The organism is Streptomyces sp. NPDC054932, from assembly GCF_053610205.1.
This window is the reverse complement of record NZ_JBSGXU010000123.1, coordinates 1-24170: the sequence shown is the minus strand read 5'-3', so window position 1 is coordinate 24170 and position 24170 is coordinate 1. Positions and strand designations below refer to the sequence as shown.

The window sequence follows — 24170 nt, the reverse complement described above, 5'->3', positions numbered from 1 at the left end:
ATGTGCGCGCCGGGGCCGGCGTACGTGGTCCGCAGCCTGCGGCTGCCGTCCGGTCAGGCGGCGAGGCCCAGGGCCGCCATCCGCTTGGTGTGCGCCTTGGTGATCCGGGTGAACATCTCGCCGACGGCCGCCAGGTCGAAGCCCGCCGCCATCCCGTCGACGCCGCCGACCAGCATGGTCGAGAGCGCGTCGCGCTCGGCGACCACGCGCTGGGCCTGCGAGAGGGCCTCGCCCATCAGCCGGCGGGCCCACAGCGCGAGCCGGCCGCCGCAGCGCGGGTCCGCCTCGATCGCCGCGCGGACCTTCTCGACGGCGAAGTTGCCGTGGCCGGTGTCGTCGAGCACGCCGAGCACGAGCGCGCGGGTGTCGGTGTCCAGGTGGGAGGCGACCTCGCGGTAGAAGTCACTGGCGATGGAGTCACCGACGTAGGCCTTGACCAGGCCCTCCAGCCAGTCCGACGGCGCGGTCTGGCGGTGGAAGTCGTCGACGCCCTTCGCGAAGGGCTCCATGGCGGCGGTGGGCTCGACCTCGATCGCCGCGAGACGGTCCCGCAGCCGCTCGAAGTGGTGGAACTCGGCGGAGGCCATCGCGGCGAGCTCGGCCTTGTCGTCCAGGGTGGGCGCGAGCTTCGCGTCCTCCGCGAGGCGCTCGAAGGCCGCGAGCTCTCCGTACGCGAGCGCGCCGAGCAGGTCCACCACGGCGGCCCGGTACTGCGGCGAGGCAGAGGCGGCGGCCCAGTCCTGGGAGGCGATGCCCACGGCTCCGGTGGGGGCGCTGTCGTCGGCGGGCGAGGCGTTTTCTACGGTCGACATGCTCCGCACAATAGCCCGCCGAATGGCCCTCCAAGTCACCACGCCGGTTCCTTGCCTGTCCAGCTGAACGCGTCTACCCGGTGAATTCACCCGACACACCTGCGCGATTCCGGGGTACAGTGGTAATGCGCCTGCCGAATACTCGGCGGGCCATCCGAATGAGGATGCCCGGTCGGTGGCCCGATCGGCTCCAACCGACCGCCCTCGGTGTGGTGCGTACGTTCATATGTACCGCCTCCCACGAGGGGCCCCCTCAGCGGCAGATGCGCCTGAGCGAAGGCTAGTGGTCCCGCGCAGCTTCGTACGTAGCAGTACTGCAAGCACGGCACGGTACGACCCCCCTCGCCGCCTCGCGCCGCGTCTCACAGAAGAGGCAGCACCCTGACTACGTTCCGAGACCTCGGGATCTTTCCCGAGACGGCCGAGGCCCTTGAGGCCGTCGGCATCGTGTCCCCCTTCCCGATCCAGGAGATGACCCTCCCCGTCGCCCTTTCCGGCACGGACGTCATCGGCCAGGCCAAGACCGGAACCGGCAAGACGCTCGGTTTCGGCCTTCCCCTGCTGGAGCGGGTCGTCGTCCCCGCGGACGTCGAGGCCGGCCGGGCGACGCCCGCGCAGCTGACCGACGCTCCGCAGGCCCTCGTGGTGGTTCCGACCCGCGAGCTGTGCACCCAGGTGACGAACGACCTCCTGACCGCGGGCAAGGTCCGCAACGTCCGCGTCCTCGCCATATACGGCGGTCGCGCGTACGAGCCCCAGGTCGAGGCGCTCAAGAAGGGCGTCGACGTGATCGTCGGCACCCCGGGCCGCCTGCTCGACCTGGCCGGGCAGAAGAAGCTCGACCTCTCGCACGTCAAGGCGCTCGTCCTGGACGAGGCCGACGAGATGCTCGACCTGGGCTTCCTGCCCGACGTCGAGAAGATCATGGCGTACCTGCCCGCGAAGCGTCAGACGATGCTGTTCTCGGCGACCATGCCGGGTGCGGTCATCGGCCTGGCCCGCCGGTACATGACGCAGCCGACCCACATCCGCGCCGTCTCCGAGGACGGCGAGGGCGCGACCGTCGCCAACATCACGCAGCACGTCTTCCGTGCGCACAACATGGACAAGCCGGAGCTCGTCTCCCGCATCCTGCAGGCCGAGGGCCGCGGCCTGGCCATGATCTTCTGCCGTACCAAGCGCACGGCGGCCGACATCGCCGAGCAGCTGGAGAAGCGCGGCTTCGCGTCCGGCGCCGTCCACGGCGACCTGGGCCAGGGTGCGCGCGAGCAGGCCCTGCGCGCGTTCCGCAACGGCAAGGTCGACGTGCTGGTGTGCACCGACGTCGCCGCGCGCGGCATCGATGTCGAGGGTGTGACCCACGTCATCAATTACCAGACGCCGGAGGACGAGAAGACCTTCCTGCACCGCGTCGGCCGCACCGGCCGCGCGGGCAACAAGGGCATCGCCGTCACCCTGGTCGACTGGGACGACATCCCGCGCTGGCAGCTGATCAACAAGGCGCTGGAGCTGGACTTCCACGACCCGGTCGAGACGTACTCCACGTCGCCGCACCTGTTCGAGCAGCTGAACATCCCGGCCGGCACCAAGGGCATCCTGCCGCGCGCCGAGCGCACGCGGGCCGGCCTGAAGGCCGAGAACCTCGAGGACCTGGGCGAGACCGGCGGCCGCGGTGGCCGTGGCGGCCGCTCCGGTCCGGCGGCCGCCGCCGTGGTGACCGAGGAGCGCCCGGCCCGTACCCGTACGCCGCGTCAGCGCCGCCGTACGCGGGGCGGGACCGAGCTCGCCGAGGGCGCCGAGGCCCCCGCAGCGGTGACCCCGGCCCAGGCTCCCGAGGCCCCCGCGGCCCCGGCCGCCGACGAGCCGCGCAGGCCGCGCCGCCGCCGCACCCGTGTGGGTGCGGTGCCGGCCCAGACCGCCGTGGCCGCGCCGGCCGTCGAGGCTCCGGCCCCGGCCGCCGCCCCGGCCGCCGAGGTGACCCCGGTCGCCGAGGAGGCTCCGGCCAGGCCGAAGCGCGTCCGTACCCGCAAGGTCGCCCCGACCGAGCCGGAGCCGGACTTCCAGATGGCCCCGCTGGTCGAGCCCGTCAGGGCCCGGCGCACCACCCGCAGGTCGGCCCCGGCCGCCGCCGCGGCTCCGGTCGCCGCGGTGACCCCGGTCGCCGAGGCTCCCGCCGAGGAGGCTCCGGTCAAGCCGAAGCGGACCCGTACCCGCAAGGTCGCGGAGGCCGCTCCGGTCGCCGCCGAGGCCGTCGCGGTGGCGGAAGAGGCTCCGGTCAAGCCGAAGCGCACCCGCACCCGCAAGGTCGCGGAGGCCGCTCCGGTCGCCGCCGAGGCCGTCGCCGCGGCCGAGGAGGCCCCGGCCAAGCCGAAGCGCACCCGCACCCGCAAGGTCGCGGCCGCGCCCGAGGCGTAGGCCTCACGCAGCACGCAGGCCGATGGCCCCGATCCCCCTGCCGGGGGGCCGGGGCCATCGGCGTGCCCGGGCCGTGCCGACGCCCGTACGGGCCGGTAACCTCGGGCCCATGAGCAAGCCGCCGCGCCTTTCCCTGCCCGCCGCCGCCCGCGCGTACCTCCTCGCCACCGACCGCGGCCCCTTCGCCGTGCACGAGGCCGGTGAGCCCCTGCGGGGCACCGCCCTGCTGGTTCCCGGCTTCACGGGCAGCAAGGAGGACTTCATCGGTCTCCTGGAGCCGCTGGCCGCCGCCGGGTACCGGGTCGTGGCCGTGGACGGGCGTGGTCAGTACCGGACGCCGGGCCCGCGCGAGGAGGCCCCGTACGCCCTGGAGGAGCTGGCTCGGGACGTGTCCGCGCAGGTCGGCGCGCTGGGCGGGGACCGCGTTCACCTGGTCGGCCACTCGCTGGGCGGGCTGATCTCGCGCGCCGCCGTGCTGCGCGATCCCTCGCCCTTCGCCTCGCTCACCCTGATGAGCAGCGGGCCGGCCGCGATCTCCGAGGAGCAGCAGGCGCGGACGAAGCTGCTGGTCGCCGCACTGGAGGCGATGGGCGACGACATGGCCGGAATCTGGGCGGCGATGCGGGCCCACGATCCCGAGGACGCGGCGGCGGACTCCCCCGAGCTCGCGCACTTCCTGCGCGAGCGCTGGCTGGCCACGGTCCCCGAGCAGCTGATCGTCACCGGCCGGACGCTGATCTCCGAGCCCGACCGGGTGGAGGAGCTGAGCCGGGTCGACCTGCCGAAGCTGGTCCTGTCCGGGGCCACCGACCAGGCCTGGCCGGTGCCGCTGCTGGACGAGACGGCCCGGCGCCTGGGCGCGCGGCGGGTGATCGTGCCGGGGACGGACCACTCCCCGAACGCCGAGGATCCGGCCACGACGGCCCGCGAGCTGGCCGCGTTCTGGGACTCCTGCGCCGGGGTGTAGTTAGACAGTGAAAAAATTTCCTTAGCGTAGGGAATGATTGCGGCTTACACTTCGTTGACCCAGTGCAAGGAGAAACACTGACGAAGGGAGAAGCCCCGTGCGCTTCGAGATTCTGCGCCTGGACGACGTCGACGGGTCCGCCGTGGACAGCACCGTCGTCGACGCGGCCTCCGTCAACCGGATCGTGCAGCAGGCCGCAGCCGTCGGCCAGCGCATTCTGATCCGACCGGCCGAGAGTGCGTCCTGCTGACGCATCGCACCGAACGTTCGCGCCCCCGCACCGGATCCGGTGCGGGGGCGTTCGCATGACCGGCCGGGGCGTCAGGCTCCCTGGACGACCTGGAGCACGCCGTTGATGATCTGCTGGACGGCGATCGCCGAGAGCATCATGCCGGCGAGCCGGGTGACGAGGACGACGCCGCCGTCCTTGATGACCCGGATGATCACCAGCGAGTAGCGCATGGTGATCCACAGCACGACGTGCATGGCCACGATCGCGGCCCAGACCGAGACCAGCCCGGCGGCGCCGTCCGCCTTCTGCACGGCCAGGATGACGGACACGATCGCACCGGGCCCGGCCAGCAGCGGCATGCCCAGCGGGACCAGGGCGACGTTCACGTCCTTGGTCTGCTTCGGCTCGTCGTTCTTGCCGGTGAGCAGGTCGAGGGCGATGAGCAGGAGCAGCAGACCACCGGCGATCATCAGCGCCGGGACGGAGACGTGCAGGTAGTCCAGGATCTGCTGACCGCAGAGGCCGAAGATCGCGATGACGCCGAAGGCCACGCAGACGGCCTGCCAGGCCATGCGGCGCTGCACCTTGACGGGGCGGCCGGAGGTCAGGGCGAGGAAGATCGGCGTGATCCCCGGGGGGTCCATAATCACAAAAAGGGTGAGAAAAAGGGATCCGAAGACGGCGAAATCAAACACAGAGATGCCTTGCAGGAGAGAGGGGTGTCGCGAAGAAAGGGTGTGGGACGGGTGGAGCGGGCCGGATGGGGCCGGTCAGCGCTCGCGTCCGCCTGCGCCCGGCACGGGGAAGGCCCCGGTCGCGCGGCGCGTGATCTCGCCGTAGATCTCGGGGTCGGTCGTGTACTCCCCGAGGCGGCAGGTCTTGCGGCTGCCGTGGTAGTCGCTGGACCCGGTGGTCAGCAGGCCGAGCTCCGCCGCCAGGCCGCGCAGTCGCGCGCGGGTGTCGCCGTCGTGGTCCATGTGGTCCACCTCGATGCCGTCCAGGCCGGCGGCCGCGAGCTCCGCTATCGCGGACTCGGGGACGCACTGGCCGCGCTTGACGGCGGCGGGGTGCGCGAAGACGGTGACCCCGCCCGCCGCCTTGACCAGGCGTACGGCCTCGAAGGGGTCGAGCTCGTGCTTCTCGGCGTACGCACGGCCGCCGTCGGCCAGCCAGTCGGGCGTGAAGGCGTCCGAGACGGTGGGCACGACGCCCAGCTCGACGAGGGCGGTGGCGATGTGCGGCCGCCCGACCGAGCCGTCACCGGCGATCCGGGCCACCTGCTCCCAGGTGACGTCGACGCCGAGGGCCTGCAGCTTGCCGACCATGGCATGGGCGCGCGGAGTGCGGTCGTCGCGGACGAGCTCCCGCTCACGGGCGAACTCGGGCTCCTGCGGGTCGAAGAGGTACGCGAGCATGTGCACGCCGACCCCGTCGAGGCGGCAGGACAGCTCGGCCCCGGTCACGAGCGTCAGTCCGGCGGGAAGGGCCGCGAGGGCCTCGCCGTATCCGCGCACGGTGTCGTGGTCGGTCAGCGCCACCACGTCCAGCCCCGCGCCCGCGGCATTGCGCACGAGCTCGGCGGGGGTGTCCGTACCGTCCGAGGCCGTGGAGTGGGCGTGCAGGTCGATGCGCACAGCCTGGCTCCATGGGTCGTACGTACGAACGGGGGACACTCCAGGATAACCGGGCCCGGGACCCCGCTCAGGCAGGGCCCAGGATGCGGGGACTCAGGGCCCCGCACGGAACGAGCTCGACCTCGGCCCCCGCGTCGCGCAGGTCGGTGAGGACGAGCTCGTCGTACATCAGGAGGCCGGACTGCTCCGGCCAGACGATCGCCCAGAGCCACAGGCCGCGTGCCTCGCCGGCGAAGACGGCCCGGTCGTCGGGGCCGCCGCCCACGTGCCACAGCGGTGTCGGGCGGCCCGCCGCGACCACCTTGGCGTGGGGCGGCGCCGACACGTTGATGGACGAGCCGGGGTCGAGTCCGTCGATGCCCGCGTACCGCGCACCGAGGCCCACGCCCAGCTCCTCCGCGATCAGCAGCAACTCGCCGATGCCGCCCAGCGGACCGGGGCCGGAGCAGGCCACCGCGGTCGCCCGGCCGCCGCTGCGGTCGTCACCGGCGGAAGCCACCCCCGTGAACAGCCACCCCACCGGCAGCGGCCACGGCATCCACACCGGCACCCGGGCCCGGTGCACCATCACGTTCAGGCCTTCGACGCTCGGCGGGATGACGGGTTGCAGGGGGTGGACAGCGCCGTGCACCGCGCACTGCCAGGAGTCGGAGAAGAGTCCGGGCGCCCTGACCCGGCCACCGCACTTCGGGCAACTTGGTTCACCCCTCATAAGAAGCCACGCTCCTCCCCGCCCGGCCGCCAGTCAAGGCACGCTCACCCGTCCGGGCTGTCAGTCCAGTGCGACAGCACTGCGCAAAGGGTCCCGCAGGTCCGTCCCGCGCGCGAGCCAGCGCTCCTGGAGGGCGGCCGCTCCGTGCACGCGCTTCCAGGCCGCCTCGTTCGCCGTCATCGGCAGCAGGGGGAGGAAGCGGACCGGGTCCATGGGCTCGTCGAGCTCCAGGTCCTCGACCAGACCGCCCGGTTCCGCGACGAGGACGGAGCTGAAGGAGGCCCCGTCCCAGAGCGGCTCCCCGACGTCCAGCGAGGCCCCTGGGGCCACGATCAGCCCCTCGACCTGGGGGGACGCGGCCAGCACCGCCAGCGGGCGCAGCAGTTTGTCGGTGGCCGCCAGCCCTCCCCGTACGGTCAGCACCAGCTCGGCGCGCGGGCCCCGTACGGGGTCGGCGACCACGGCGGTCGGATCGGTCATCGGGTGCGCGGACATCCCGAGGGTCGCGTACCGCACGAGGTCGCCCTCGGCGAAACGGAGTACCTCGATGCGGTCGGTGCCCAGGAAGGTGACGGCGGCGCGTGCGTCGGGTTCACCGAACGCCGTGCGCAGCCGGGCCTCCACGAGAGCCAGAATTTCTGCCATGAAGCGAGCATAGAACTCGTATCAGCCGGGTAAAGGGCGGGTCTTGACCATCCGTCGGCTGATAGTGTTGACAGTTGTTCGGGGCCGCACGCAGAAGCGGTGTTTCAGCGCCCCGGCGACAGGACGTCCCTCACGGGGGACCGGCCGGAGGAGGTGGGGCTGCGGTGGACCGAAGTCGATCGTGCAGTACCAATCGCTCTTCCACTTCTGTGACGGGCGCATCCCGCCCCCTTTGATCTGCTCGATCCACTGATCCGGCGATCAGTAGAAGAGCGACGGCAGAACGTTGTCCTCCCGTCCTGTTCCCTCCCCCCTGCCTGGGCCTGCCCGCCCGCGGTGGAGGGTCTCCCACCCGTACGGTCCGCAGCCGTGCGCGCGAAGGAGCCTGCCATGTCGATGCTGCCCTACCTGCGTGCGGCCGTACGCCCGTCCCTGCGCAGGGCCACTCCCGTACAGCCCGGATACGACACCACCCGCGACCCGTCGGCGAGCAGCGCGGTGGTCGACTGCGCCGTGTACCGCGACGGGCGGCGGATGCTGGGCCCGGCGTGTCTGACGCCCCGTGAGGCGATCCGCCGGGTCCGCGAGGACGGTGGTTTCGCCTGGATCGGCCTGCACGAGCCGACGGAGGCCGAGTTCGCGGGGATCGCCGCCACCTTCGGTCTGCACCCGCTGGCCGTGGAGGACGCGGTGCACGCGCACCAGCGGCCCAAGCTGGAGCGCTACGACGACACCCTCTTCACCGTCTTCAAGACGATCCACTACGTCGACCACGCCGAACTGACCGCCACCAGCGAGGTGGTGGAGACCGGCGAGGTGATGTGTTTCACCGGCCCCGACTTCGTCATCACCGTCCGGCACGGCGGACAGGGTTCCCTCAAGGGGCTGCGCCACCGCCTGCAGGACGACCCGGACCTCCTCGCCAAGGGGCCCTCGTCGGTCCTGCACTCCATCGCCGACCACGTCGTCGACGGGTACATCGCGGTCGCGGCGGCGGTGCAGGACGACATCGACGAGGTGGAGAGCGAGGTCTTCGCCGCCCCCGCCAAGGGCAGCGCGCGCGGCGGCGACGCGGGCCGCATCTACCAGCTCAAGCGCGAGGTACTGGAGTTCAAGCGGGCGGTCTCGCCCCTGCTGCGGCCGATGGAGCTGTTGAGCGAACGGCCGATGCGGCTGGTGGACCCCGACATCCAGAAGTACTTCCGGGACGTGGCCGACCACCTGGCGCGGGTGCACGAGCAGGTGGTGGGCTTCGACGAACTGCTGAACTCGATCCTCCAGGCCAACCTCGCGCAGGCGACCGTCGCCCAGAACGAGGACATGCGCAAGATCACTTCCTGGGCGGCGATCATCGCCGTGCCGACGATGATCTGCGGGGTGTACGGGATGAACTTCGAGCACATGCCGGAACTCCACTGGCGCTACGGCTATCCGATGGTGATGGCCGCGATCGCCGCCTCCTGTTTCACCATCCACCGCGCGCTGCGCCGCAACGGCTGGCTCTGAGCCGGGCGCGCGCGCCCGGGTCTCGCCGGCCGGGACGCCCGCTCGCGCGCCGGGAGAGACCCCCTACGCTGTCGGCTATGACTCTCAGCACGCTCGATCTGGCCCTCGTCGAGGAGGCCACCAAGAAGTCCGGCCTGATCTGGGTGCGCGGCGGCGGGGCCGACCGCGCCCTGTGGCACGCCTGGGTGGAGGGCGCGGCCCATGTGCTGGGCGACGGGCCCGGAGAGCAGCCGTTCCCCGGGCTGGCGGACGGCGCGACCGCCGAGGTGACCGTGCGGAGCAAGGACAAGGGCGGCCGGCTGGTGGCCTGGACGGCGACGGTACGGGAGCTCCCGCCGCGCGGCGAGGAGTGGGCGGCGGCGGTCGCCGAGCTCAAGGGCAAGCGGCTGAACGCGCCCGACTCGGAGGAGATGACGGAGCGGTGGGCGCGGGAGTGCCGGCTGCTGCGGCTGGAGCCGGAGTCGGTGTCCGCCCTCCCGGCAGGCTCCCTGGCCGCGGCCCCGCTGGGTTCCCCGGCCGTCACCCGCCGCGCCATCCCGGCGGGGCTCCCGAAGCTCCTCCTCAAGCGCAGGAAGGCCGCCCGCGGTTAGGGGGTGTCCTGTCGGTCGGGCCGGATGAGGGAGCGGCGTCCGGTGCCGTGGCGCGCAAGGCGGCGCCGCCGCCGTCACTCCCCGCCGGGGCTGCTGTCCCCTTCGGGCGGGTTGATGCCGTCCTCGAGGATCCTGTCCGCCTGGACGGTCGCGTCCGTGTCGGCGTCCCCGTCGGGTTCGGGGTCCCCGTCCCGAAACCCCGTTGTCCTCGCCGCGGGTCGGCGTGTTCCCTGGGGGCATGGAGACAAGCGCGGACGCCGGGTCGACGCCACCGCCCGCGACGGGCGTGCGCAAGGAGTGGTGGGCCGTTCCCGACGACGTGCGCAGCCTCGTCGAGGAAGGGCTCGGGGCCCGCGTGGAGAGCGCGGCCACCCAGGCGGGCGGCTTCTCGCCGGGGGTCGCGGCCCGCGTGCGGCTCACCGACGGGCGCCGGGTCTTCCTGAAGGCCGCGGGCCCCGAGCCCAATCCGGACACCCCCGGCATCCACCGGGCCGAGGCGCGCATCGCGGCGGCACTGCCGCCGGCCGCTCCCGCGCCGGCACTGCTCGGTTCCTGGGACGTGGACGGGTGGGTGGTGCTGGCCTTCGAGGACATCGACGGGCGCGTGCCCGCGCAGCCGTGGCAGCCGGCCGAGCTGCGCCGCGTCCTCGCGGCGGCCGCCGAGCTGGCGACGCTGCTCGACCCCGCTCCGATCCACGCCCCGACCCTCGGCGACCGGTTCGGGCAGCAGTTCGCGGGATGGCGCCGACTGGCCGCCGCCTCGCAGGCGGGCACGGTCCCGGAGCTGGATCCGTGGGCCGTACGCCATCTGGGACGCCTCGCCGAGCGGGAGGAGGGCTGGCTGCGGGCCTCGGCGGGCACCGCGCTGACCCACGGCGACCTGCGCGCCGACAACGTGCTGCTGACCGGCGACCGGGTCGTGCTCGTCGACTGGCCGTGGGCCGCGGTCGGCGCGGCGTGGTTCGACGTGGTCGGGATGGCCCCGAGCGTGATCATGCAGAGCGGCGGACCGGGCGCCGTCGAGCTGATCGACGCGTACCTGGAGGGCCGGGGAGCGCCCGCGCAGGACGTCACCACGACGCTGACGGCCGTCGCCGGCTACTTCGTGCACCAGTCCCTCAAGCCCGCGCCGCCGGGCCTGCCGACCCTGCGGGCGTTCCAGCGCGCCCAGGGCGAGGCCGCCCTCGCCTGGCTGCGCCACCGGACCGGCTGGTCCTAGCCGACGGGTTACGGCTTGGTCGGGTTCGCGCCCTGGCCGGAGCTCTTGGAGGGAGCCGGGGCGGATCCGCCGCCCTGGTCCTTGGTCGTCGGCAGCTGGGACCCGTAGTCGACCGTCTGGTCCTGCGCCGGCGCCTCCAGCGGGAACGTCTTGCCCCACTCCGCGAGCTCCACCCGGCCGGCGCCGCCCGCCCGCTCCATCAGCAGCGGGTACGGGGTCCCCTCCAGGGAGACCGAGAGCTTGCCGCCCTTGCCCTCGTTGGCCGTGACCTGGACCGCGCGGGTGTGTCCGACCTTGGTGTAGGAGCCCTTGGCGAGCTTGCCCTCCAGCCCGAGCAGCCCGTCCAGCAGCACGTCCATGTCGGTGAAGCCACGGAACTGCTTGTACGAGGGGTCGCCCTCGGGCACCTTCACGAACTTGTCGCCGAGCTTGCCGGCCGAGTCGGACTGGCCCCAGAACGCCGCGCTCGCCTTCAGGTACAGCTGCTCCCCCACGCGCAGCAGCTGGAAGGTGTCGTCGTTCGACTTCACCTCGCCCGAGCCGCCGTCCGCCTTCAGCCGCATGTCGAGCGTGAAGGACTTGCCCCCGCTCACCAGCGTGCCGGACAGGTGCACCGATTCTGCCTCCGTCGCGGCCGCCTTCGCCTTGGCCTCGATCTTGTCCGCGGAGAGCTTGCCGACACCGTTCGTGCCCTCGTCGGGGTCCTCCCCGCAGCCCGTACCGGTGACGGCGAGACCCGCGCACAGCACACCGATGAAGGCGGCCCGGCGCAGCCGCGCGGCAGGGAAGTAGGCGGTCACGGGCGGGTGCCTCTCGTCGGTCGTCTGCAAGCAGCAGGCAGCGTACCCGCCCGTACCTCGCGCCCCGCGACCGCGCCCCGGTGTTCAGGGGCGCCCGGGCGGACCGCCCCACCAGGACGCTTTCGCGCGGCACGGGCTAGCCTGAGGGGCGGCACGACTCTTGATCGACGCACTAGGAGGCGCTCGGATGGCTGCAGGCGCCCCGCGGATCTTCGTCTCGCATCTGTCGGGTGTGCCCGTCTTCGATCCCAACGGCGACCAGGTCGGCCGGGTCCGCGACCTCGTGGCGATGCTCCGGGTCGGCGGGCGCCCGCCGCGGCTGCTGGGTCTGGTGGTCGAGGTCGTCAGCCGGCGGCGGATCTTCCTGCCGATGACCCGGGTCACGGGTGTGGAGTCCGGGCAGGTCATCACCACCGGTGTCGTGAACATGCGGCGGTTCGAGCAGCGCCCGACCGAACGCCTCGTCCTCGGCGAGCTGCTGGACCGGCGGGTGACGCTCGTCGCGAGCGGCGAGGAGGTCACCGTCCTGGACGTGGCCATCCAGCAGCTGCCGGCCCGCCGGGACTGGGAGATCGACCGGATTTTCGTACGGAAGGGCAAGTCGGGGGCGCTGCGCCGGCGCGGCGAGGCGCTGACGGTGGAGTGGTCGGCGGTCACGGGCTTCTCGCTGGAGGAGCACGGCCAGGGCGCCGAGAACCTGGTCGCCACCTTCGAGCAGATGCGCCCGGCCGACGTGGCGAACGTGCTGCACCACCTGACGCCGAAGCGGCGCGCCGAGGTGGCCAACGCCCTCGACGACGACCGGCTCGCGGACGTGCTGGAGGAGCTGCCCGAGGACGAGCAGGTGGAGATCCTCGGCAAGCTGAAGGAGGAGCGCGCCGCCGACGTCCTGGAGGCGATGGACCCGGACGACGCGGCCGACCTGCTCTCCGAGCTGCCGGAGGACGACAAGGAGCGGCTGCTGACGCTGATGCAGCCGGACGACGCGGCCGACGTGCGCCGCCTGCTGTCGTACGAGGAGAACACCGCGGGCGGTCTGATGACCACCGAGCCGATCGTGCTGCGGCCGGACGCGACGGTCGCGGACGCGCTGGCCCGCGTACGGCAGGCGGACCTGTCGCCGGCGCTGGCGGCGCAGGTGTACGTGTGCCGGCCGCCGGACGAGACGCCGACGGGCAAGTACCTGGGCACGGTGCACTTCCAGCGGCTGCTGCGCGATCCGCCGTTCACGCTGGTCAGCTCCATCGTGGACACGGACCTGCCGCCGCTGCGGCCGAACGCGTCGCTGCCCGCGGTCACCACGCACCTCGCCGCCTACAACATGGTGGCGGTGCCGGTGGTCGACGAGAGCGGCTCGCTGCTGGGCGCGGTGACCGTGGACGACGTGCTGGACCACCTGCTGCCGGACGACTGGCGGGAGACGGACTTCCATTCCGAGGAGGCCGTAGGTGGCCGCTGAACGAGGACGCTTCGACCGGGGGCGGGGCGAGCAGGCGCGCGAGCGGCGCCGCGAGCAGATCCGGGAGCGGCGCGAGCAGGCGCGGACGCAGGCCCGCGAGCACGGGCTGGCGGCGGAAGCGGCGGAACGTTCCGGCGAGCGCTCGGCGAAGCCGTCGGGCACCGGGTCGAGCGCGCTGACGCGCTCGCGGGTGCGCCTGGACCTGCCGCGCGCGCCGCGCCGGTCGCTGCTGCCCGAGTACGACCCGGAGGCCTTCGGGCGGCTGTCGGAGCGGGTGGCGCGGTTCCTGGGCACCGGCCGGTTCATCGTCTGGATGACCCTGGTCATCATCGTCTGGGTGCTGTGGAACATCTTCGCGCCGGACGACCTGCGGTTCGACCCCTACCCGTTCATCTTCCTGACGCTGATGCTGTCGCTCCAGGCCTCCTACGCGGCTCCGCTGATCCTGCTCGCGCAGAACCGGCAGGACGACCGCGACCGGGTCACCCACGAGCAGGACCGCAAGCAGAACGAGCGGTCCATCGCCGACACCGAGTACCTGACCCGGGAGATCGCCGCTCTGCGGATGGGTCTGGGCGAGGTCGCCACGCGTGACTGGATCAGGTCTGAGTTCCAGGACCTGATCAAGGAGATGGACGAGCGGCGTCTATTCCCCGCGGAACGTGATGAAGGCGACCGCTGACGGGCTTTCCTGCGGCCTGCTACCGAGCCGTACCATCGGTGCATGGCTACCGACACAAGCTCCGCCGCCGTGCCTGAGCAGGACGCGATCCTGGACGCGCTGGCGACGGTGAACGACCCCGAGATCCACCGGCCGATCACCGAGCTCGGCATGGTCAAATCGGTGGAGATCGGTGACGGCGGCGCGGTCGCCGTCACGGTCTACCTCACGGTGTCGGGCTGTCCCATGCGCGAGACCATCACGAAGAACGTCACCGAGGCCGTCGAGAAGGTCCCCGGCGTCACCTCCGTCGCCGTCACCCTCGACGTGATGAGCGACGAGCAGCGCAAGGACCTGGCGGCCACGCTGCGCGGCGGCACCGCCGAGCGCGAGGTGCCCTTCGCCAAGCCCGGCTCGCTGACCCGCGTGTACGCGGTCGCGTCCGGCAAGGGCGGCGTCGGCAAGTCCTCCGTCACGGTGAACCTGGCCGCGGCGATGGCGGCGGACGGCCTGAAGGTCGGCGTGGTCGACGCGGACATCTACGGCCACAGCGTGCCGCGCATGCTGGGTGTGGACGGGCGCCCGACCCAGGTCGAGAACATGATCATGCCGCCGTCGGCGCACGGTGTGAAGGTCATCTCCATCGGCATGTTCACCCCGGGCAACGCGCCGGTGGTGTGGCGCGGTCCCATGCTGCACCGGGCCCTCCAGCAGTTCCTGGCCGACGTGTTCTGGGGCGACCTGGACGTGCTGCTGCTGGACCTGCCGCCGGGTACGGGTGACATCGCGATCTCCGTGGCCCAGCTGGTGCCGAACGCCGAGATCCTGGTCGTCACCACCCCGCAGCAGGCTGCGGCCGAGGTCGCGGAGCGGGCAGGCTCGATCGCCGTGCAGACGCACCAGAAGATCGTCGGTGTCGTCGAGAACATGTCGGGCCTGCCCTGCCCGCACTGCGACGAGATGGTGGACGTCTTCGGCTCGGGCGGCGGCCAGAAGGTCGCCGACGGCCTGACCAAGACGGTCGGCGCGACGGTGCCCGTGCTGGGCTCGATCCCGATCGACGTCCGGCTGCGCGAGGGCGGCGACGAGGGCAAGCCCGTCGTCCTGTCCGACCCCGACTCCCCCGCCGGCGCGGCCCTGCGCTCGATCGCGGGCAAGCTGGGCGGCCGCGCGCGCGGCCTGTCGGGCATGTCCCTGGGCATCACCCCGCGCAACAAGTTCTGACGGTCCGTACCACGCGCAAGGGCGCCGCTCGCCGAGCGGCGCCCTTGCGCGTACCGGTCCCCGTGACCGGCCTGCTCCCGGTCGTCCGCTGCGCGTTACGCGCGACCCGTCACTCGTACGAGCCGAGGTCCTCGATCGCGGAGAACCCCAGTCCGTACGCGCTCATCCCGCGGCCGTACGCACCCAGGTGGACCCCGCTGCCGGTGGACCCGGCCAGCACCCACCCGAATTCCGACTCGCGGTAGTGGAAGGGCGTCGGCTCCCCGTCCACCGGCAGCGACAGAGTGGACCAGTCCTCACCGGCCAGGTCGTCCGCCAGCTCCCAGGCGGCCTCGGTCTGCTGGTCCAGCCAGTCGTCGCGCAGCGAGTGGTCCATCTGGCCCGGCCAGCTGTACGCCAGCAGTCCGGAGCCGGCCAGCCAGGCCGCCGAGGCGACCGAGGTGGCCTCCAGGACGCCGGTGCCGTCGCCGCTGCGCCGCAGCGGGTTGCTCGCCACGGTGATGACCACCGCAAAGCGCTCCTTCTCGCCGGTCGCGATCTCGCCCCGGGCGGAGGGCTCGTCGCCGTGGCCGGTGGAGCCGTGCTCCACGGTGCCGTCGGCGGCGGTACCGACCTGCATGAGCCAGCGGGGGCCGGTGAAGGCCCCGTCCAGCCCGTACCAGGGGAAGTCCGCGGCCAGGAACCCCTCGGCCGTCCGGCGGGCCGCCGGTACGGGCGCAGGGGCCTCCTGTGGGTGTGTATCGCCGTGCGGGCCGGTATCCGGCTCCTGGGCGGGTGCGGCGGCGGGGGCGGGGGCCTCCGCGGTCTGCGCCCCTACCCGGCTGCTGCTCGTCGTCTCCATCTGGGCGGCCTCTCGTTCCGTGGGGTCCGGAACGGCCCTCCCCCTCGCTGTGCTGGGGGGACCCCCTCCCTCGGGCGTCCTGCGATCCGGACAGATGGAGGATAGCCATCCGACCGCGGATCGCCGGGCAGGCCGCGCGTCAGGTGGCGTCGGCGTCGAAGCGAGAGCGCTGGTCCGGGGCGGGGGCGGCGGGCTTCTTGAGCAGGTCCGGGCCGGTCACGGCGGGCGTGGCGGAGGAGGAGGCGGCGGCCGGGGCGTCGTCGGCCGCGCTGCTCTTCACGGCGTCGGAGACGTCGGTGAGCTCCTTGCGGAGATCGAAGCTGCTGCGGATCTCCTTGAGGTCCTCGTTCTCGGTCAGCTGCTTGCGGATGAAGGTCTTCGGATTCAGGTCCTCGAACTCGAAATCCTTGAATTCCGGGCCGAGTTCGGAGCGAATGTCGTGCTTCGCACTGTCCGAGAACTCACGGATCTTCCGGATGAAGCCGGTGACGTCCTGAATGACCTTGGGCAGCTTCTCCGGGCCGAAGACGAGAATGCCGAGCACCACGATCGTGACGAGTTCGAGTGCGCCTATGTCGTTGAACACCTTGCCGCTCCTCGGCTCTCTGTCACTTCGGGCCCTGACACACGGTACCCGGCATTGTCCACCGGCCCATACCTGCGTGCCGGGTCCGCGGCGGTTTCACCCGGCCGTCATGCCGTGCTCATGATCCGTTCGCCGATCCGAGGACCACCTTCAGTGTGCTTTCGCGGCCGTCGCGGAGCACGGTGAGGGTCAGCGGGTCGCCCGGACGGTGGGCCCGGATCTTGACGATCAGCTCGTCACCGCCGCGTACCCGCTGGCCGTCCACCTTGGTGATCACGTCCCCGGCCCTGATCCCGGCGCGCGCGCCCGGTCCGTCGGCGACCACGGACGGCTTGCCGTCCTCGCCCTTGTCCCCGACCCGGGCTCCGTCACCCGTGTAGTCCATGTCGAGTGTGACCCCGATGACGGGGTGCGTGGCGCGGCCGGTGCGGATGAGCTCCTCGGCGACGCGCTTGCCCTGGTTGATGGGGATGGCGAAACCGAGCCCGATGGAGCCGCCCTGCCGGGTGGGGTCGTCCTTGTCGGCCCCGCGGATCGCGCTGTTGATGCCGACCACGTGGGCCCTGGCGTCGAGGAGCGGGCCGCCGGAGTTCCCCGGGTTGATGGGGGCATCGGTCTGGAGCGCGTCGACGTAGCTGATGTCGCTGCCGTCGCCCTTGTCGCCGCCCGCGGTGACGGGCCGGCCGGTGGCGCTGATGATGCCGGCGGTGACGGTGTTCGAGAGGTCGAAGGGCGCGCCGATGGCCACCACCGGGTCGCCGACCTTCACGTTCTCGGAGTTCCCCAGACTCAGCGGCTGGAGGCCGCGCACTCCGCCGACCTTGACCACGGCCAGGTCGTACCCGGAGTCGCGGCCGACCAGCTCGGCGGTGACGCTCTCGCCGGTGCTGAAGGTGACCGCTATCTCCTTGGCGTCGGCGACCACGTGGTTGTTGGTCAGGATGTGGCCCTGCTGGTCGAGGACGAAGCCGGTGCCCGTGCCGCTGCCCTTGGCGCTGCGTACGTGCAGGGTCACCACCCCGGGCAGTGCGGTGGCCGCGATCCCGGCCACGCTCTCGGGTGCGCGGCCCTTGTCGGCGGCGGCGGCCTGGGGCAGCTCCAGGCGGGTGCTGCTGCGCCGTTCGGCGAGCACGCCGACGTAGCCGCCGATCCCGCCGGCGAGCAGGGCCGTTCCGACGCCGAGGGCCACCACCTGCCCCAGCCGGATCCCGCGCGGCTCCCGGCCCCGGTCCACGACCTGCAGCGGCCGGACGGACCAGGGGTCGTACCGCACGGTGCGGTCCGCGGCCCGCTCGTCCGCGGCCGGCTCCGGTACGTGGCCCCCGCCGCCCCCGGCTTCGGGGCGCGGCGCGGGAACGCCCTCGCGGCGCCCGTCCCCGGCCGTCCCCTCGGGCCGGCTCCACCACTGCGGAGCCGGATCGGTCTGCTGCCTGTCGGCCATGGGCGCTCCCCGCCTACCTATGCGCATGTGCCGCAGATTCAATCAGGTACCGGCTCAGCGCAGCAGGGAGACCGGGCGTGCCGGGACCTGCGGGGAGGGCTGGAGCGGCGGCAGCGGGGTCGCCACGGCCGACAGGAGGCTCGGGACGGCCTCGGGGGTGGGAAGGCGGTCACGGGCCCCCGCATCGGTCACGGGCAGGGCAGGGCCGGGCCTGGAGGCCGGGGCCGGGGAATCACCCCGCAGGTTCGGGTCCGCCTCCAGCGGAAGGGCGCCGCCGAGCGCGAGGGCGGCCAGCGAGACGGCCCCTGCGGCGACGAACGCGAAACGGCGGCGCGGACGGCCCACTTCGTGAATGCGGAAGCCCTCCTGCTGCTCGGGGCGGGCGGCGACCGGCAGCCCGTACGCGAACGCGCTGAAGGGGTCGGCCCCGGAACCCGGCGGACCGACGGGACCGGACGGCTCGTCGAGCCCGCCGCCCGGCAGCCCCTGCAGCCGGGCCAGCAGCCCGGCGGACAGCGGCGGCGGCGCGCTCTCCACGAACATGGTCTTCAGACGTCGCTGGGCATCGGCCTCGGCCTTGCACTTGGCACAGGTGGCCAGGTGGGCCAGGACACGGTCGCGCGCGTCGTGCTTCAGCTCCCCGTCCACGAGGGCGGCAAGCCGGTCGCCCAGATGCTGCTCGGCGGGGGACGGACTGACCTCGCTCACTCGGCTCCGCCCTCTCCCGCGGCGCCGGGGGCGCCCATCGCCACTCCCGCCAGCGCGCGCTGCTCGGCGCGGGCCTCGGGAGACCGGTGCTTGAGTGCCTTGCGCAGGTGCGAACGGCCACGGTGGATACGGCTGCGCACCGTGCCGAGCTTCACGCCGAGGGTCGCGGCGATCTCCTCGTACGACAGGCCCTCGATGTCGCACAGCACCACGGCCGCGCGGAACTCGGGGGCGAGGGTGTCGAGCGCCTGCTGCACGTCCGCGTCGAAGTGGGTGTCGTGCAGCACCTGCTGCGGGGACGGCTCGCGGCTGGGCAGCCGGTCGGCGGCGTCGTCGCCGAGCGCGTCGAAACGGATCCGCTGCTTGCGGCGGACCATGTCCAGGAAGAGGTTGGTGGTGATGCGGTGCAGCCAGCCCTCGAACGTGCCGGGCGTGTAGGTGGACAGCGAGCGGAAGACGCGGACGAAGACCTCCTGGGTCAGGTCCTCCGCGTCGTGCTGGTTGCCGGTCAGACGGTAGGCAAGGCGGTAGACCCGCGCGCTGTGCGTGCTGACGATCTCCTCCCACGAAGGAGGGGTCCACGCCTGGGAGCCCGCATCGGCGGCAAAGCTCGCGGTGGTTGCGGTGTCTGCGGTGTGGAAGCGGTCAGCAATGTAGGTCACGGATTTCGGCTCACCGGCCGACCAGAAGAGGCGTCTCAACACGCCCCCACGATCCACAGGCGCAGCCGCACCTCCCCTGTCGGCTCTGGTGGTGTCCAGCGGAGTCCCTACCATAGCCACCCCCTCTGTCAGCTCCGGATAAGCGTTTTTGCAGTATCTTTACGCGAGACTTAGGCCCCGGAGCGCTCCCGGCCGTCGATCCGCCCGGCACCGTCCGTTCCCGTCCCGCCTCCATCCCTCACAACGCCCGGTCCCATCTGCGGGTTCCCGACGTCAACGGATACAGTCACCGTTGCGCCAACTATGGGGACAGGAGAGGGTCATTACCGGCAACCGGCAGACGAGCTGGGCGTTCGCCGACGCGTTTGTCGCCGAGGACGACGCTCTGCGATGGGCCCGCGACCGGTCCAGGGAAGCGGGACTGCGGTCCGTCTCCCCCGGTACCGGGGCCGCGCTGCGCCTGCTGGCCGCCACCGCGGACGCCAAGGCGGTCGCCGAGATCGGCACCGGAACCGGCGTTTCCGGCATCCACCTGCTGCACGGAATGCGCCCCGACGGGGTGCTGACCACCGTGGATCCCGAAGCGGACCGGCAGGCTTTTGCCCGCCAGGCCTTCCGCGCCGCCGGCTTCGCGGGCAACCGCGCCCGCTTCATCCCCGGCCGCGCCCTCGACGTGCTCCCCCGGCTCGCCGACGGCGGGTACGACCTCGTCTTCTGCGACGGGGACCCCTCCGAGTCCCTCGACTACCTCGCCGAATCGTTGCGGCTGCTGCGCCCCGGCGGACTGGTGTGCTTCGAGGGGGTCTTCTCCGACGGCCGTACGGTCGACTCCGCGGCCCAGCCGGTGGAAGTGCTGCGCGTCCGCGAGCTGCTGCGCAGTGTCCGCGAGAGCCCGGCCCTGGAGGCCGCGCTGCTCCCGGTGGGCGACGGGCTGCTCTGCGCCGTGCGCCGCTGAGCCCCCGGGCGCGGCGGCGGGTCCCGCGGGGCCCGCGGCCCGCCCGTCAGCCCAGGAGGGCGAAGGTGAGCGCCGCCGTGCCGCCCAGTGCGGTACCGGCGAGGAGCTGGGCCGGGGTGTGCGCCCGCAGCACCAGACGGGACCAGCCCGCGCCGGCCGCGATCAGGGCCGCGGGGAGCACCTGGAGCCCGAGGACGAGCAGCAGGATCATCACGGTGCCGCCCGCCACCGACATGTGGATCGATATCTGCCAGACGATCGTGACCAGCAGCGACGACACGAGGCCCACCAGCATCGCGACGACGAGCGCGGACACGGCCCGCGGGGCGCCCAGGACGTACAGGAGGGTGATCCCGGCGGCGACGGAGACCAGGCTCAGGGCCATCGGGACGACCCGCTGGCGCCGCACCCGGATGTGCTGGTCGGTCAGCGCGCCCCGCCGGACGCCGAGGGCGACGATCCCGATCGGGACCACCCCGCAGAACAGGGCGGCGAGCAGGCCCCAGCCGAGCCCGGCCCAGGAGGTGGTGCTGTGCCATCCGACGAACAGGAGCAGCGCGACCACCAGGTTCGCCGGCGCCAGTACGTCCGAGAGGACGCGGGCCGTCTTCTGGCGGGGAGTGCAGTCGGCGAAGGCGGGCGGCGCGGGCGGAGTGAAGGTCACGGCGGGGCTCCCCGGGAGATGCAGGTCCTCGAACACGACACAACGCTGCCCCGGCCGCTGATCGCGGTCGGGGCAGCGCAGAGAATGCAGAAACGCAGAAGGTGGAAGTGCTGTCAGTGTCCCCGGGGGGTCAGCCGACGACCTTCTTCAGGGCGTCACCCAGGGCGTCCGCCTCATCAGGGGTCAGCTCGACGACAAGCCGACCGCCGCCCTCGAGCGGTACGCGCATGACGATGCCCCGCCCCTCCTTGGTGACCTCGAGCGGGCCGTCGCCCGTCCGCGGCTTCATGGCCGCCATGCTCGTTCCCCTTCCTGAAACCAGCTCATCGTCAGCCGACGGCCCCATTCAGGCGCCTAATACCCGGCATCGAACACATTGCTTCCCAGCCATTATCCCGCATGTCAGGACCCGATGACCAACATCGCCCGTGAACGCTTGGGCAACGCGCTCGACCAAAACCACTCATTTCGGGGATCCGCCTGCGATACTTCGCCGCCGCACCCGGGAAGCGGCATCGGCTTTCTTTGACGCACATCACATGTGCGTGCCACGTCCGGTCCGCCATGCTGGCCCTTGCACCGGACAGTACCGACCGGTAGCCCAGCCCGCGACGAAGGGGGACCCCCTGCCATGGCCGACAGCGTGCTCTACGAAGTGACCGACGGACTCGCAACCATCACGATCAACCGCCCGGACGCGATGAACGCGATGAACACCGAGGCCAAGGTCGCCCTGCGCGACGCGGTCCAGGCCGCGGCCGCGGACACCGCGGTACGGGCTGTCCTGCTCACCGCCGCGGGGAACCGGGCCTTCTGCGTGGGCCAGGACCTCAAGGAGCACATCGGGAACCTCGCCTCGGACCGCGAGACCGGCACCTCGCTGACCATGACCACGGTCGCCGACCACTACAACCCGATCGTGCGGGCCCTCACCGAGATGCCGAAGCCCGTGGTGGCCGGGGTGAACGGCGTGGCGGCCGGAGCGGGCTTCGGATTCGCGCTGGCGGCGGACTTCCGGGTCGTCGCCGACACCGCCTCCTTCAACACCTCGTTCGCCGGTGTGGCCCTGACCGCGGACTCCGGGGTCTCGTGGACCCTGCCCCGTCTGATCGGCGCCTCCCGCGCCTCGGACCTGCTGCTCTTCCCGCGTTCGATCAAGGCGCAGGAGGCGTACGAGCTCGGCATCGTCAACCGCCTGGTGCCCGCGGACTCCCTGCACGCCGAGGCGGAGGCCGTGGCCCGCACGCTGGCCGCCGGCCCGACGGTCGCGTACGCCGCGCTGAAGGAGTCCCTGGCCTACGGGGCCTCCCACTCCCTCTCCGACGCGCTGGCCCGCGAGGACGCCCTCCAGACCCGCGCCGGGGCCTCCGAGGACCACGCCATCGCCGTCCAGGCCTTCCTCGCGAAGCAGCCGCCGAAGTACCTGGGTCGCTGACCGGGGTCCCGCGATCCGGCCCGGCTCAGGCCGGGTCGCGGGAGACGCAGTCGGCCAGGTGGTCGTTGACCAGGCCGCAGGCCTGCATCAGGGCGTAGGCCGTCGTGGGGCCGACGAAGCGGATGCCGGCCTTCTTCAGGGCCTTGGCGAGGGCGGTGGACTCCGTCGTGACCGCCGGGACCTCGGTCACCGTCAGCGGGGCCGGTCCCGGCTCCTCGGGAGCATGGGACCAGATCAGGGTGTCCAGCTCGCCCGGCTCCCACCCGGCGAGGACCTTCGCGTTGGCCAGGGTCGCCTCGATCTTGGCCCGGTTGCGGATGATCCCCTCGTCGGCCAGCAGCCGCTCCGCGTCGCGGTCGTCGAACTCCGCGACCGCCGCGATCGAGAAGTCGGAGAATGCCTTGCGGAACCCCTCCCGGCGGCGCAGGATCGTGATCCACGACAGCCCCGATTGGAAGGCCTCCAGGCACAATCGCTCGTAGAGGGCGTCGTCGCCGTGGACCGGACGGCCCCACTCGGTGTCGTGGTAGGCGACGTAGTCCGGCGTGGAGAGCCCCCACGGGCAGCGCAGCAGCCCGTCCGCGCCCGCCACCGGGCCGCTCACCGCTCACCGCCCTTGGTGAGGTCGACGTGCCCGGCCGCGTCGACCGGGACTGCGGGCGCCGCTGCCGCCGTCAGTTGCGCGATCCGCGCGTCCCGCTCGGCCAGTTCGGCCGCGAGCCGCTCCAGTACGTCGTCCACCTCGGCCATCCGGTAGCCGCGCGGGGCGACCGGCAGCCGCAGCGCGTCGATGTCCTCCCGTACGACGGGCCGGGTCTCCGGCAGACCGTCCGCCACCCGGTCCGGCTCCGCTTCCGGCAGGACGGCCTCCGAGCCGCCGCCGATCACCGCCAGGGTGACCGCTGCCACGACCACGACCAGCGCGATCATCAAGAAGAAGAACACGATCAACTCCCCTGAGAGACTCCGGCCACCAGGTTAAGGTCGCAGGCGAGGCGCAAGGGCCGCCGAAGGAGGAAAGAGCAGGATGCTGCGACTGGGCAGGCGCGAGTTCGACACCCACGAGCCGGTGATCATGGCCATCGTGAACCGGACGCCGGACTCCTTCTACGACCAGGGCGCGACGTTCCGCGACGAGCCTGCACTGGACCGGGTCGAGCACGCGATCGCCGAGGGCGCCGCGATCATCGACATCGGCGGGGTGAAGGCGGGCCCGGGCGAGCACGTGGACGCGGCCGAGGAGGCACGGCGCACGGTCGGTTTCGTGGCCGAGGTCCGGCGCCGCCACCCGGACGTGGTGATCAGCGTGGACACCTGGCGGCACGAGGTCGGCGAGGCGGTGTGCGAGGCCGGCGCCGACGTCCTCAACGACGCATGGGGCGGGGTGGACCCCAAGCTCGCCGAGGTCGCCGCGCGCCACGGCGCGGGCCTGGTCTGCACCCACGCGGGCGGCGTCGAACCGCGCACCCGGCCGCACCGGATCGCGTACGAGGACGTCATGGAGGACGTCCTGCGCGTGACGGTCGGGCTGGCGGAGCGGGCGGCGGCGCTGGGCGTCCGCCGGGACGCGATCATGATCGACCCCGGTCACGACTTCGGGAAGAACACCCGGCACTCGCTCGAGGCCACGCGCCGGCTGGACGAGATGACGGCGACCGGCTGGCCGGTCCTGGTCTCCCTGTCCAACAAGGACTTCGTCGGCGAGACCCTGGACAAGCCGGTCAAGGAGCGGCTGCTGGGCACCCTGGCCACGACGGCCGTCTCGGCCTGGCTGGGCGCGCAGGTCTACCGGGTCCACGAGGTCGCGGAGACCCGGCAGATCCTGGACATGGTCCGCTCCATCCAGGGCCACCGCCCCCCGGCCGTCGCCCGCCGCGGCCTGGCCTGAGGCCCCGACGGCCGGAGGCCGGCGCAGCCGCCCGAAGCCGGTGAGGCGCCCCGGCGCCGAGCCGCGCGAGAGCGGCGTCGGGAAGGAGCCATGGTCCGCTCCATCCAGGGCCAC

Annotated in this window: 27 protein-coding genes; 12 read left to right on the top strand and 15 right to left on the bottom strand. The window is 72.5% G+C overall.

Translation table 11 applies throughout. The features are described 5' to 3' along the window. Positions 1–53: 53 nt before the first annotated feature. Positions 54–812, bottom strand: coding sequence for a ferritin-like fold-containing protein (locus ACWGE1_RS27615; RefSeq protein WP_314243720.1), 759 nt, complete (start codon positions 810–812; stop codon positions 54–56). 471 nt (positions 813–1283) lie between these two features. On the opposite strand from ACWGE1_RS27615, the gene ACWGE1_RS27610 reads away from it, so the two are divergent. The 3 genes from ACWGE1_RS27610 to ACWGE1_RS27600 all read left to right on the top strand — a co-directional run bounded on the left by ACWGE1_RS27610 (position 1284) and on the right by ACWGE1_RS27600 (position 4444). Continuing rightward, entirely contained in the window at positions 1284–3227 is a 1944-nt protein-coding gene (locus tag ACWGE1_RS27610; RefSeq protein WP_453423171.1) for a DEAD/DEAH box helicase, read from the top strand. A gap of 109 nt (positions 3228–3336) precedes the next feature. Beyond that, positions 3337–4194 (top strand): alpha/beta fold hydrolase, encoded by an 858-nt coding sequence (locus ACWGE1_RS27605; RefSeq protein WP_453423170.1) that lies wholly within the window; start codon positions 3337–3339, stop codon positions 4192–4194. A 97-nt stretch (positions 4195–4291) separates the two neighbouring features. Then, a complete protein-coding gene (locus ACWGE1_RS27600) occupies positions 4292–4444 on the top strand; it encodes a hypothetical protein (protein ID WP_167745535.1) in 153 nt (50 codons plus the stop codon). 71 nt (positions 4445–4515) lie between these two features. Here ACWGE1_RS27600 and ACWGE1_RS27595 read toward each other — a convergent pair whose 3' ends face one another. The 4 genes from ACWGE1_RS27595 to ACWGE1_RS27580 all read right to left on the bottom strand — a co-directional run bounded on the left by ACWGE1_RS27595 (position 4516) and on the right by ACWGE1_RS27580 (position 7417). Continuing rightward, a complete protein-coding gene (locus tag ACWGE1_RS27595) occupies positions 4516–5121 on the bottom strand; it encodes a MarC family protein (protein ID WP_453423169.1) in 606 nt (201 codons plus the stop codon). Positions 5122–5196: 75 nt separating this feature from the next. Then, the gene (locus ACWGE1_RS27590) at positions 5197–6060 is read right to left on the bottom strand and encodes a PHP domain-containing protein (RefSeq protein WP_453423168.1); all 864 of its coding nucleotides are present in this window, start codon (positions 6058–6060) and stop codon (positions 5197–5199) included. A 67-nt stretch (positions 6061–6127) separates the two neighbouring features. Then, positions 6128–6772 carry a DUF6758 family protein gene (locus ACWGE1_RS27585; RefSeq protein WP_453423167.1) on the bottom strand — a complete coding sequence of 215 codons (645 nt, stop codon included), beginning with the start codon at positions 6770–6772 and terminating at the stop codon, positions 6128–6130. A gap of 60 nt (positions 6773–6832) precedes the next feature. Beyond that, complete coding sequence (locus tag ACWGE1_RS27580; protein ID WP_453423166.1) at positions 6833–7417, bottom strand: suppressor of fused domain protein; 585 nt, start codon at positions 7415–7417, stop codon at positions 6833–6835. Positions 7418–7807: 390 nt separating this feature from the next. Between ACWGE1_RS27580 and ACWGE1_RS27575 the strand changes: the two genes are divergently transcribed. From ACWGE1_RS27575 to ACWGE1_RS27565, 3 genes are all read left to right on the top strand, one after another. Beyond that, positions 7808–8923: a magnesium and cobalt transport protein CorA gene (locus ACWGE1_RS27575; RefSeq protein WP_453423165.1), complete on the top strand. Its 1116-nt coding sequence runs from the start codon at positions 7808–7810 to the stop codon at positions 8921–8923. Positions 8924–9000: 77 nt separating this feature from the next. Beyond that, the gene (locus ACWGE1_RS27570; protein WP_453423164.1) at positions 9001–9513 is read left to right on the top strand and encodes a hypothetical protein; all 513 of its coding nucleotides are present in this window, start codon (positions 9001–9003) and stop codon (positions 9511–9513) included. A 238-nt stretch (positions 9514–9751) separates the two neighbouring features. Further along, positions 9752–10732 carry a phosphotransferase family protein gene (locus tag ACWGE1_RS27565; RefSeq protein ID WP_453423163.1) on the top strand — a complete coding sequence of 327 codons (981 nt, stop codon included), beginning with the start codon at positions 9752–9754 and terminating at the stop codon, positions 10730–10732. 8 nt (positions 10733–10740) lie between these two features. Here ACWGE1_RS27565 and ACWGE1_RS27560 read toward each other — a convergent pair whose 3' ends face one another. Then, positions 10741–11532: a hypothetical protein gene (locus tag ACWGE1_RS27560; protein WP_453423173.1), complete on the bottom strand. Its 792-nt coding sequence runs from the start codon at positions 11530–11532 to the stop codon at positions 10741–10743. A gap of 187 nt (positions 11533–11719) precedes the next feature. Here ACWGE1_RS27560 and ACWGE1_RS27555 point away from each other — a divergent pair, with 187 nt between their 5' ends. From ACWGE1_RS27555 to ACWGE1_RS27545, 3 genes are all read left to right on the top strand, one after another. Further along, on the top strand, positions 11720–12991 hold the full coding sequence (locus ACWGE1_RS27555) for a magnesium transporter MgtE N-terminal domain-containing protein (RefSeq protein WP_189732747.1): 1272 nt from the start codon (positions 11720–11722) through the stop codon (positions 12989–12991). A 175-nt stretch (positions 12992–13166) separates the two neighbouring features. Beyond that, entirely contained in the window at positions 13167–13673 is a 507-nt protein-coding gene (locus ACWGE1_RS27550; RefSeq protein ID WP_229875009.1) for a DUF1003 domain-containing protein, read from the top strand. A gap of 87 nt (positions 13674–13760) precedes the next feature. Further along, positions 13761–14876, top strand: a complete 1116-nt coding sequence (locus tag ACWGE1_RS27545) for an Mrp/NBP35 family ATP-binding protein (RefSeq protein ID WP_453423172.1) — start codon at positions 13761–13763, stop codon at positions 14874–14876. A 109-nt stretch (positions 14877–14985) separates the two neighbouring features. Here the strand turns inward: ACWGE1_RS27545 and ACWGE1_RS27540 are convergent, their stop codons facing one another. The 5 genes from ACWGE1_RS27540 to sigE all read right to left on the bottom strand — a co-directional run bounded on the left by ACWGE1_RS27540 (position 14986) and on the right by sigE (position 19228). Then, positions 14986–15717, bottom strand: coding sequence for a hypothetical protein (locus ACWGE1_RS27540; RefSeq protein ID WP_453423162.1), 732 nt, complete (start codon positions 15715–15717; stop codon positions 14986–14988). A gap of 139 nt (positions 15718–15856) precedes the next feature. Beyond that, positions 15857–16303, bottom strand: coding sequence for a sec-independent translocase (locus ACWGE1_RS27535; RefSeq protein ID WP_453423161.1), 447 nt, complete (start codon positions 16301–16303; stop codon positions 15857–15859). A gap of 118 nt (positions 16304–16421) precedes the next feature. Beyond that, positions 16422–17744 carry a S1C family serine protease gene (locus ACWGE1_RS27530; RefSeq protein ID WP_453423160.1) on the bottom strand — a complete coding sequence of 441 codons (1323 nt, stop codon included), beginning with the start codon at positions 17742–17744 and terminating at the stop codon, positions 16422–16424. A 54-nt stretch (positions 17745–17798) separates the two neighbouring features. Then, positions 17799–18452 carry an anti-sigma factor family protein gene (locus ACWGE1_RS27525; protein WP_453423159.1) on the bottom strand — a complete coding sequence of 218 codons (654 nt, stop codon included), beginning with the start codon at positions 18450–18452 and terminating at the stop codon, positions 17799–17801. Continuing rightward, entirely contained in the window at positions 18449–19228 is a 780-nt protein-coding gene (sigE, locus tag ACWGE1_RS27520; RefSeq protein WP_453423158.1) for an RNA polymerase sigma factor SigE, read from the bottom strand. Before sigE ends, ACWGE1_RS27525 begins: the two co-directional genes overlap by 4 nt. Positions 19229–19406: 178 nt before the next feature. Between sigE and ACWGE1_RS27515 the strand changes: the two genes are divergently transcribed. Further along, on the top strand, positions 19407–20069 hold the full coding sequence (locus ACWGE1_RS27515; RefSeq protein WP_030385883.1) for an O-methyltransferase: 663 nt from the start codon (positions 19407–19409) through the stop codon (positions 20067–20069). A 46-nt stretch (positions 20070–20115) separates the two neighbouring features. Here ACWGE1_RS27515 and ACWGE1_RS27510 read toward each other — a convergent pair whose 3' ends face one another. Both ACWGE1_RS27510 and ACWGE1_RS27505 read right to left on the bottom strand, forming a co-directional pair. Continuing rightward, positions 20116–20733, bottom strand: coding sequence for a hypothetical protein (locus tag ACWGE1_RS27510; protein WP_453423157.1), 618 nt, complete (start codon positions 20731–20733; stop codon positions 20116–20118). Positions 20734–20863: 130 nt separating this feature from the next. Further along, complete coding sequence (locus ACWGE1_RS27505; protein WP_003966491.1) at positions 20864–21031, bottom strand: DUF3117 domain-containing protein; 168 nt, start codon at positions 21029–21031, stop codon at positions 20864–20866. A 333-nt stretch (positions 21032–21364) separates the two neighbouring features. Between ACWGE1_RS27505 and chcB the strand changes: the two genes are divergently transcribed. After that, entirely contained in the window at positions 21365–22168 is an 804-nt protein-coding gene (chcB, locus tag ACWGE1_RS27500) for a 2-cyclohexenylcarbonyl CoA isomerase (protein ID WP_453423156.1), read from the top strand. Between the two features lie 25 nt (positions 22169–22193). On the opposite strand, the gene ACWGE1_RS27495 is transcribed toward chcB, so the two are convergent. Then, the gene (locus ACWGE1_RS27495; RefSeq protein WP_453423155.1) at positions 22194–22772 is read right to left on the bottom strand and encodes a DNA-3-methyladenine glycosylase I; all 579 of its coding nucleotides are present in this window, start codon (positions 22770–22772) and stop codon (positions 22194–22196) included. Next, the gene (locus ACWGE1_RS27490) at positions 22769–23119 is read right to left on the bottom strand and encodes a DivIVA domain-containing protein (protein WP_453423154.1); all 351 of its coding nucleotides are present in this window, start codon (positions 23117–23119) and stop codon (positions 22769–22771) included. The genes ACWGE1_RS27495 and ACWGE1_RS27490 overlap by 4 nt, the downstream gene beginning before the upstream one ends. A 76-nt stretch (positions 23120–23195) precedes the next feature. On the opposite strand from ACWGE1_RS27490, the gene folP reads away from it, so the two are divergent. Further along, positions 23196–24056: a dihydropteroate synthase gene (gene folP, locus ACWGE1_RS27485; RefSeq protein WP_453423153.1), complete on the top strand. Its 861-nt coding sequence runs from the start codon at positions 23196–23198 to the stop codon at positions 24054–24056. Positions 24057–24170 lie beyond the last annotated feature (114 nt).

Bases quoted from the DNA above. Each gene is read 5' to 3' on its own strand.
- ACWGE1_RS27615 (WP_314243720.1), bottom strand. From the start codon at position 812: ATGTCGACCGTAGAAAACGCCTCGCCCGCCGACGACAGCGCCCCCACC.
- ACWGE1_RS27610 (WP_453423171.1), top strand. From the start codon at position 1,284: ATGACCCTCCCCGTCGCCCTTTCCGGCACGGACGTCATCGGCCAGGCC.
- ACWGE1_RS27605 (WP_453423170.1), top strand. From the start codon at position 3,337: ATGAGCAAGCCGCCGCGCCTTTCCCTGCCCGCCGCCGCCCGCGCGTAC.
- ACWGE1_RS27585 (WP_453423167.1), bottom strand. From the start codon at position 6,772: ATGAGGGGTGAACCAAGTTGCCCGAAGTGCGGTGGCCGGGTCAGGGCG.
- ACWGE1_RS27580 (WP_453423166.1), bottom strand. From the start codon at position 7,417: ATGGCAGAAATTCTGGCTCTCGTGGAGGCCCGGCTGCGCACGGCGTTC.
- ACWGE1_RS27575 (WP_453423165.1), top strand. From the start codon at position 7,808: ATGTCGATGCTGCCCTACCTGCGTGCGGCCGTACGCCCGTCCCTGCGC.
- ACWGE1_RS27570 (WP_453423164.1), top strand. From the start codon at position 9,001: ATGACTCTCAGCACGCTCGATCTGGCCCTCGTCGAGGAGGCCACCAAG.
- ACWGE1_RS27565 (WP_453423163.1), top strand. From the start codon at position 9,752: ATGGAGACAAGCGCGGACGCCGGGTCGACGCCACCGCCCGCGACGGGC.
- ACWGE1_RS27555 (WP_189732747.1), top strand. From the start codon at position 11,720: ATGGCTGCAGGCGCCCCGCGGATCTTCGTCTCGCATCTGTCGGGTGTG.
- ACWGE1_RS27540 (WP_453423162.1), bottom strand. From the start codon at position 15,717: ATGGAGACGACGAGCAGCAGCCGGGTAGGGGCGCAGACCGCGGAGGCC.
- ACWGE1_RS27530 (WP_453423160.1), bottom strand. From the start codon at position 17,744: ATGGCCGACAGGCAGCAGACCGATCCGGCTCCGCAGTGGTGGAGCCGG.
- sigE (WP_453423158.1), bottom strand. From the start codon at position 19,228: ATGGTAGGGACTCCGCTGGACACCACCAGAGCCGACAGGGGAGGTGCG.
- ACWGE1_RS27505 (WP_003966491.1), bottom strand. From the start codon at position 21,031: ATGGCGGCCATGAAGCCGCGGACGGGCGACGGCCCGCTCGAGGTCACC.
- chcB (WP_453423156.1), top strand. From the start codon at position 21,365: ATGGCCGACAGCGTGCTCTACGAAGTGACCGACGGACTCGCAACCATC.
- folP (WP_453423153.1), top strand. From the start codon at position 23,196: ATGCTGCGACTGGGCAGGCGCGAGTTCGACACCCACGAGCCGGTGATC.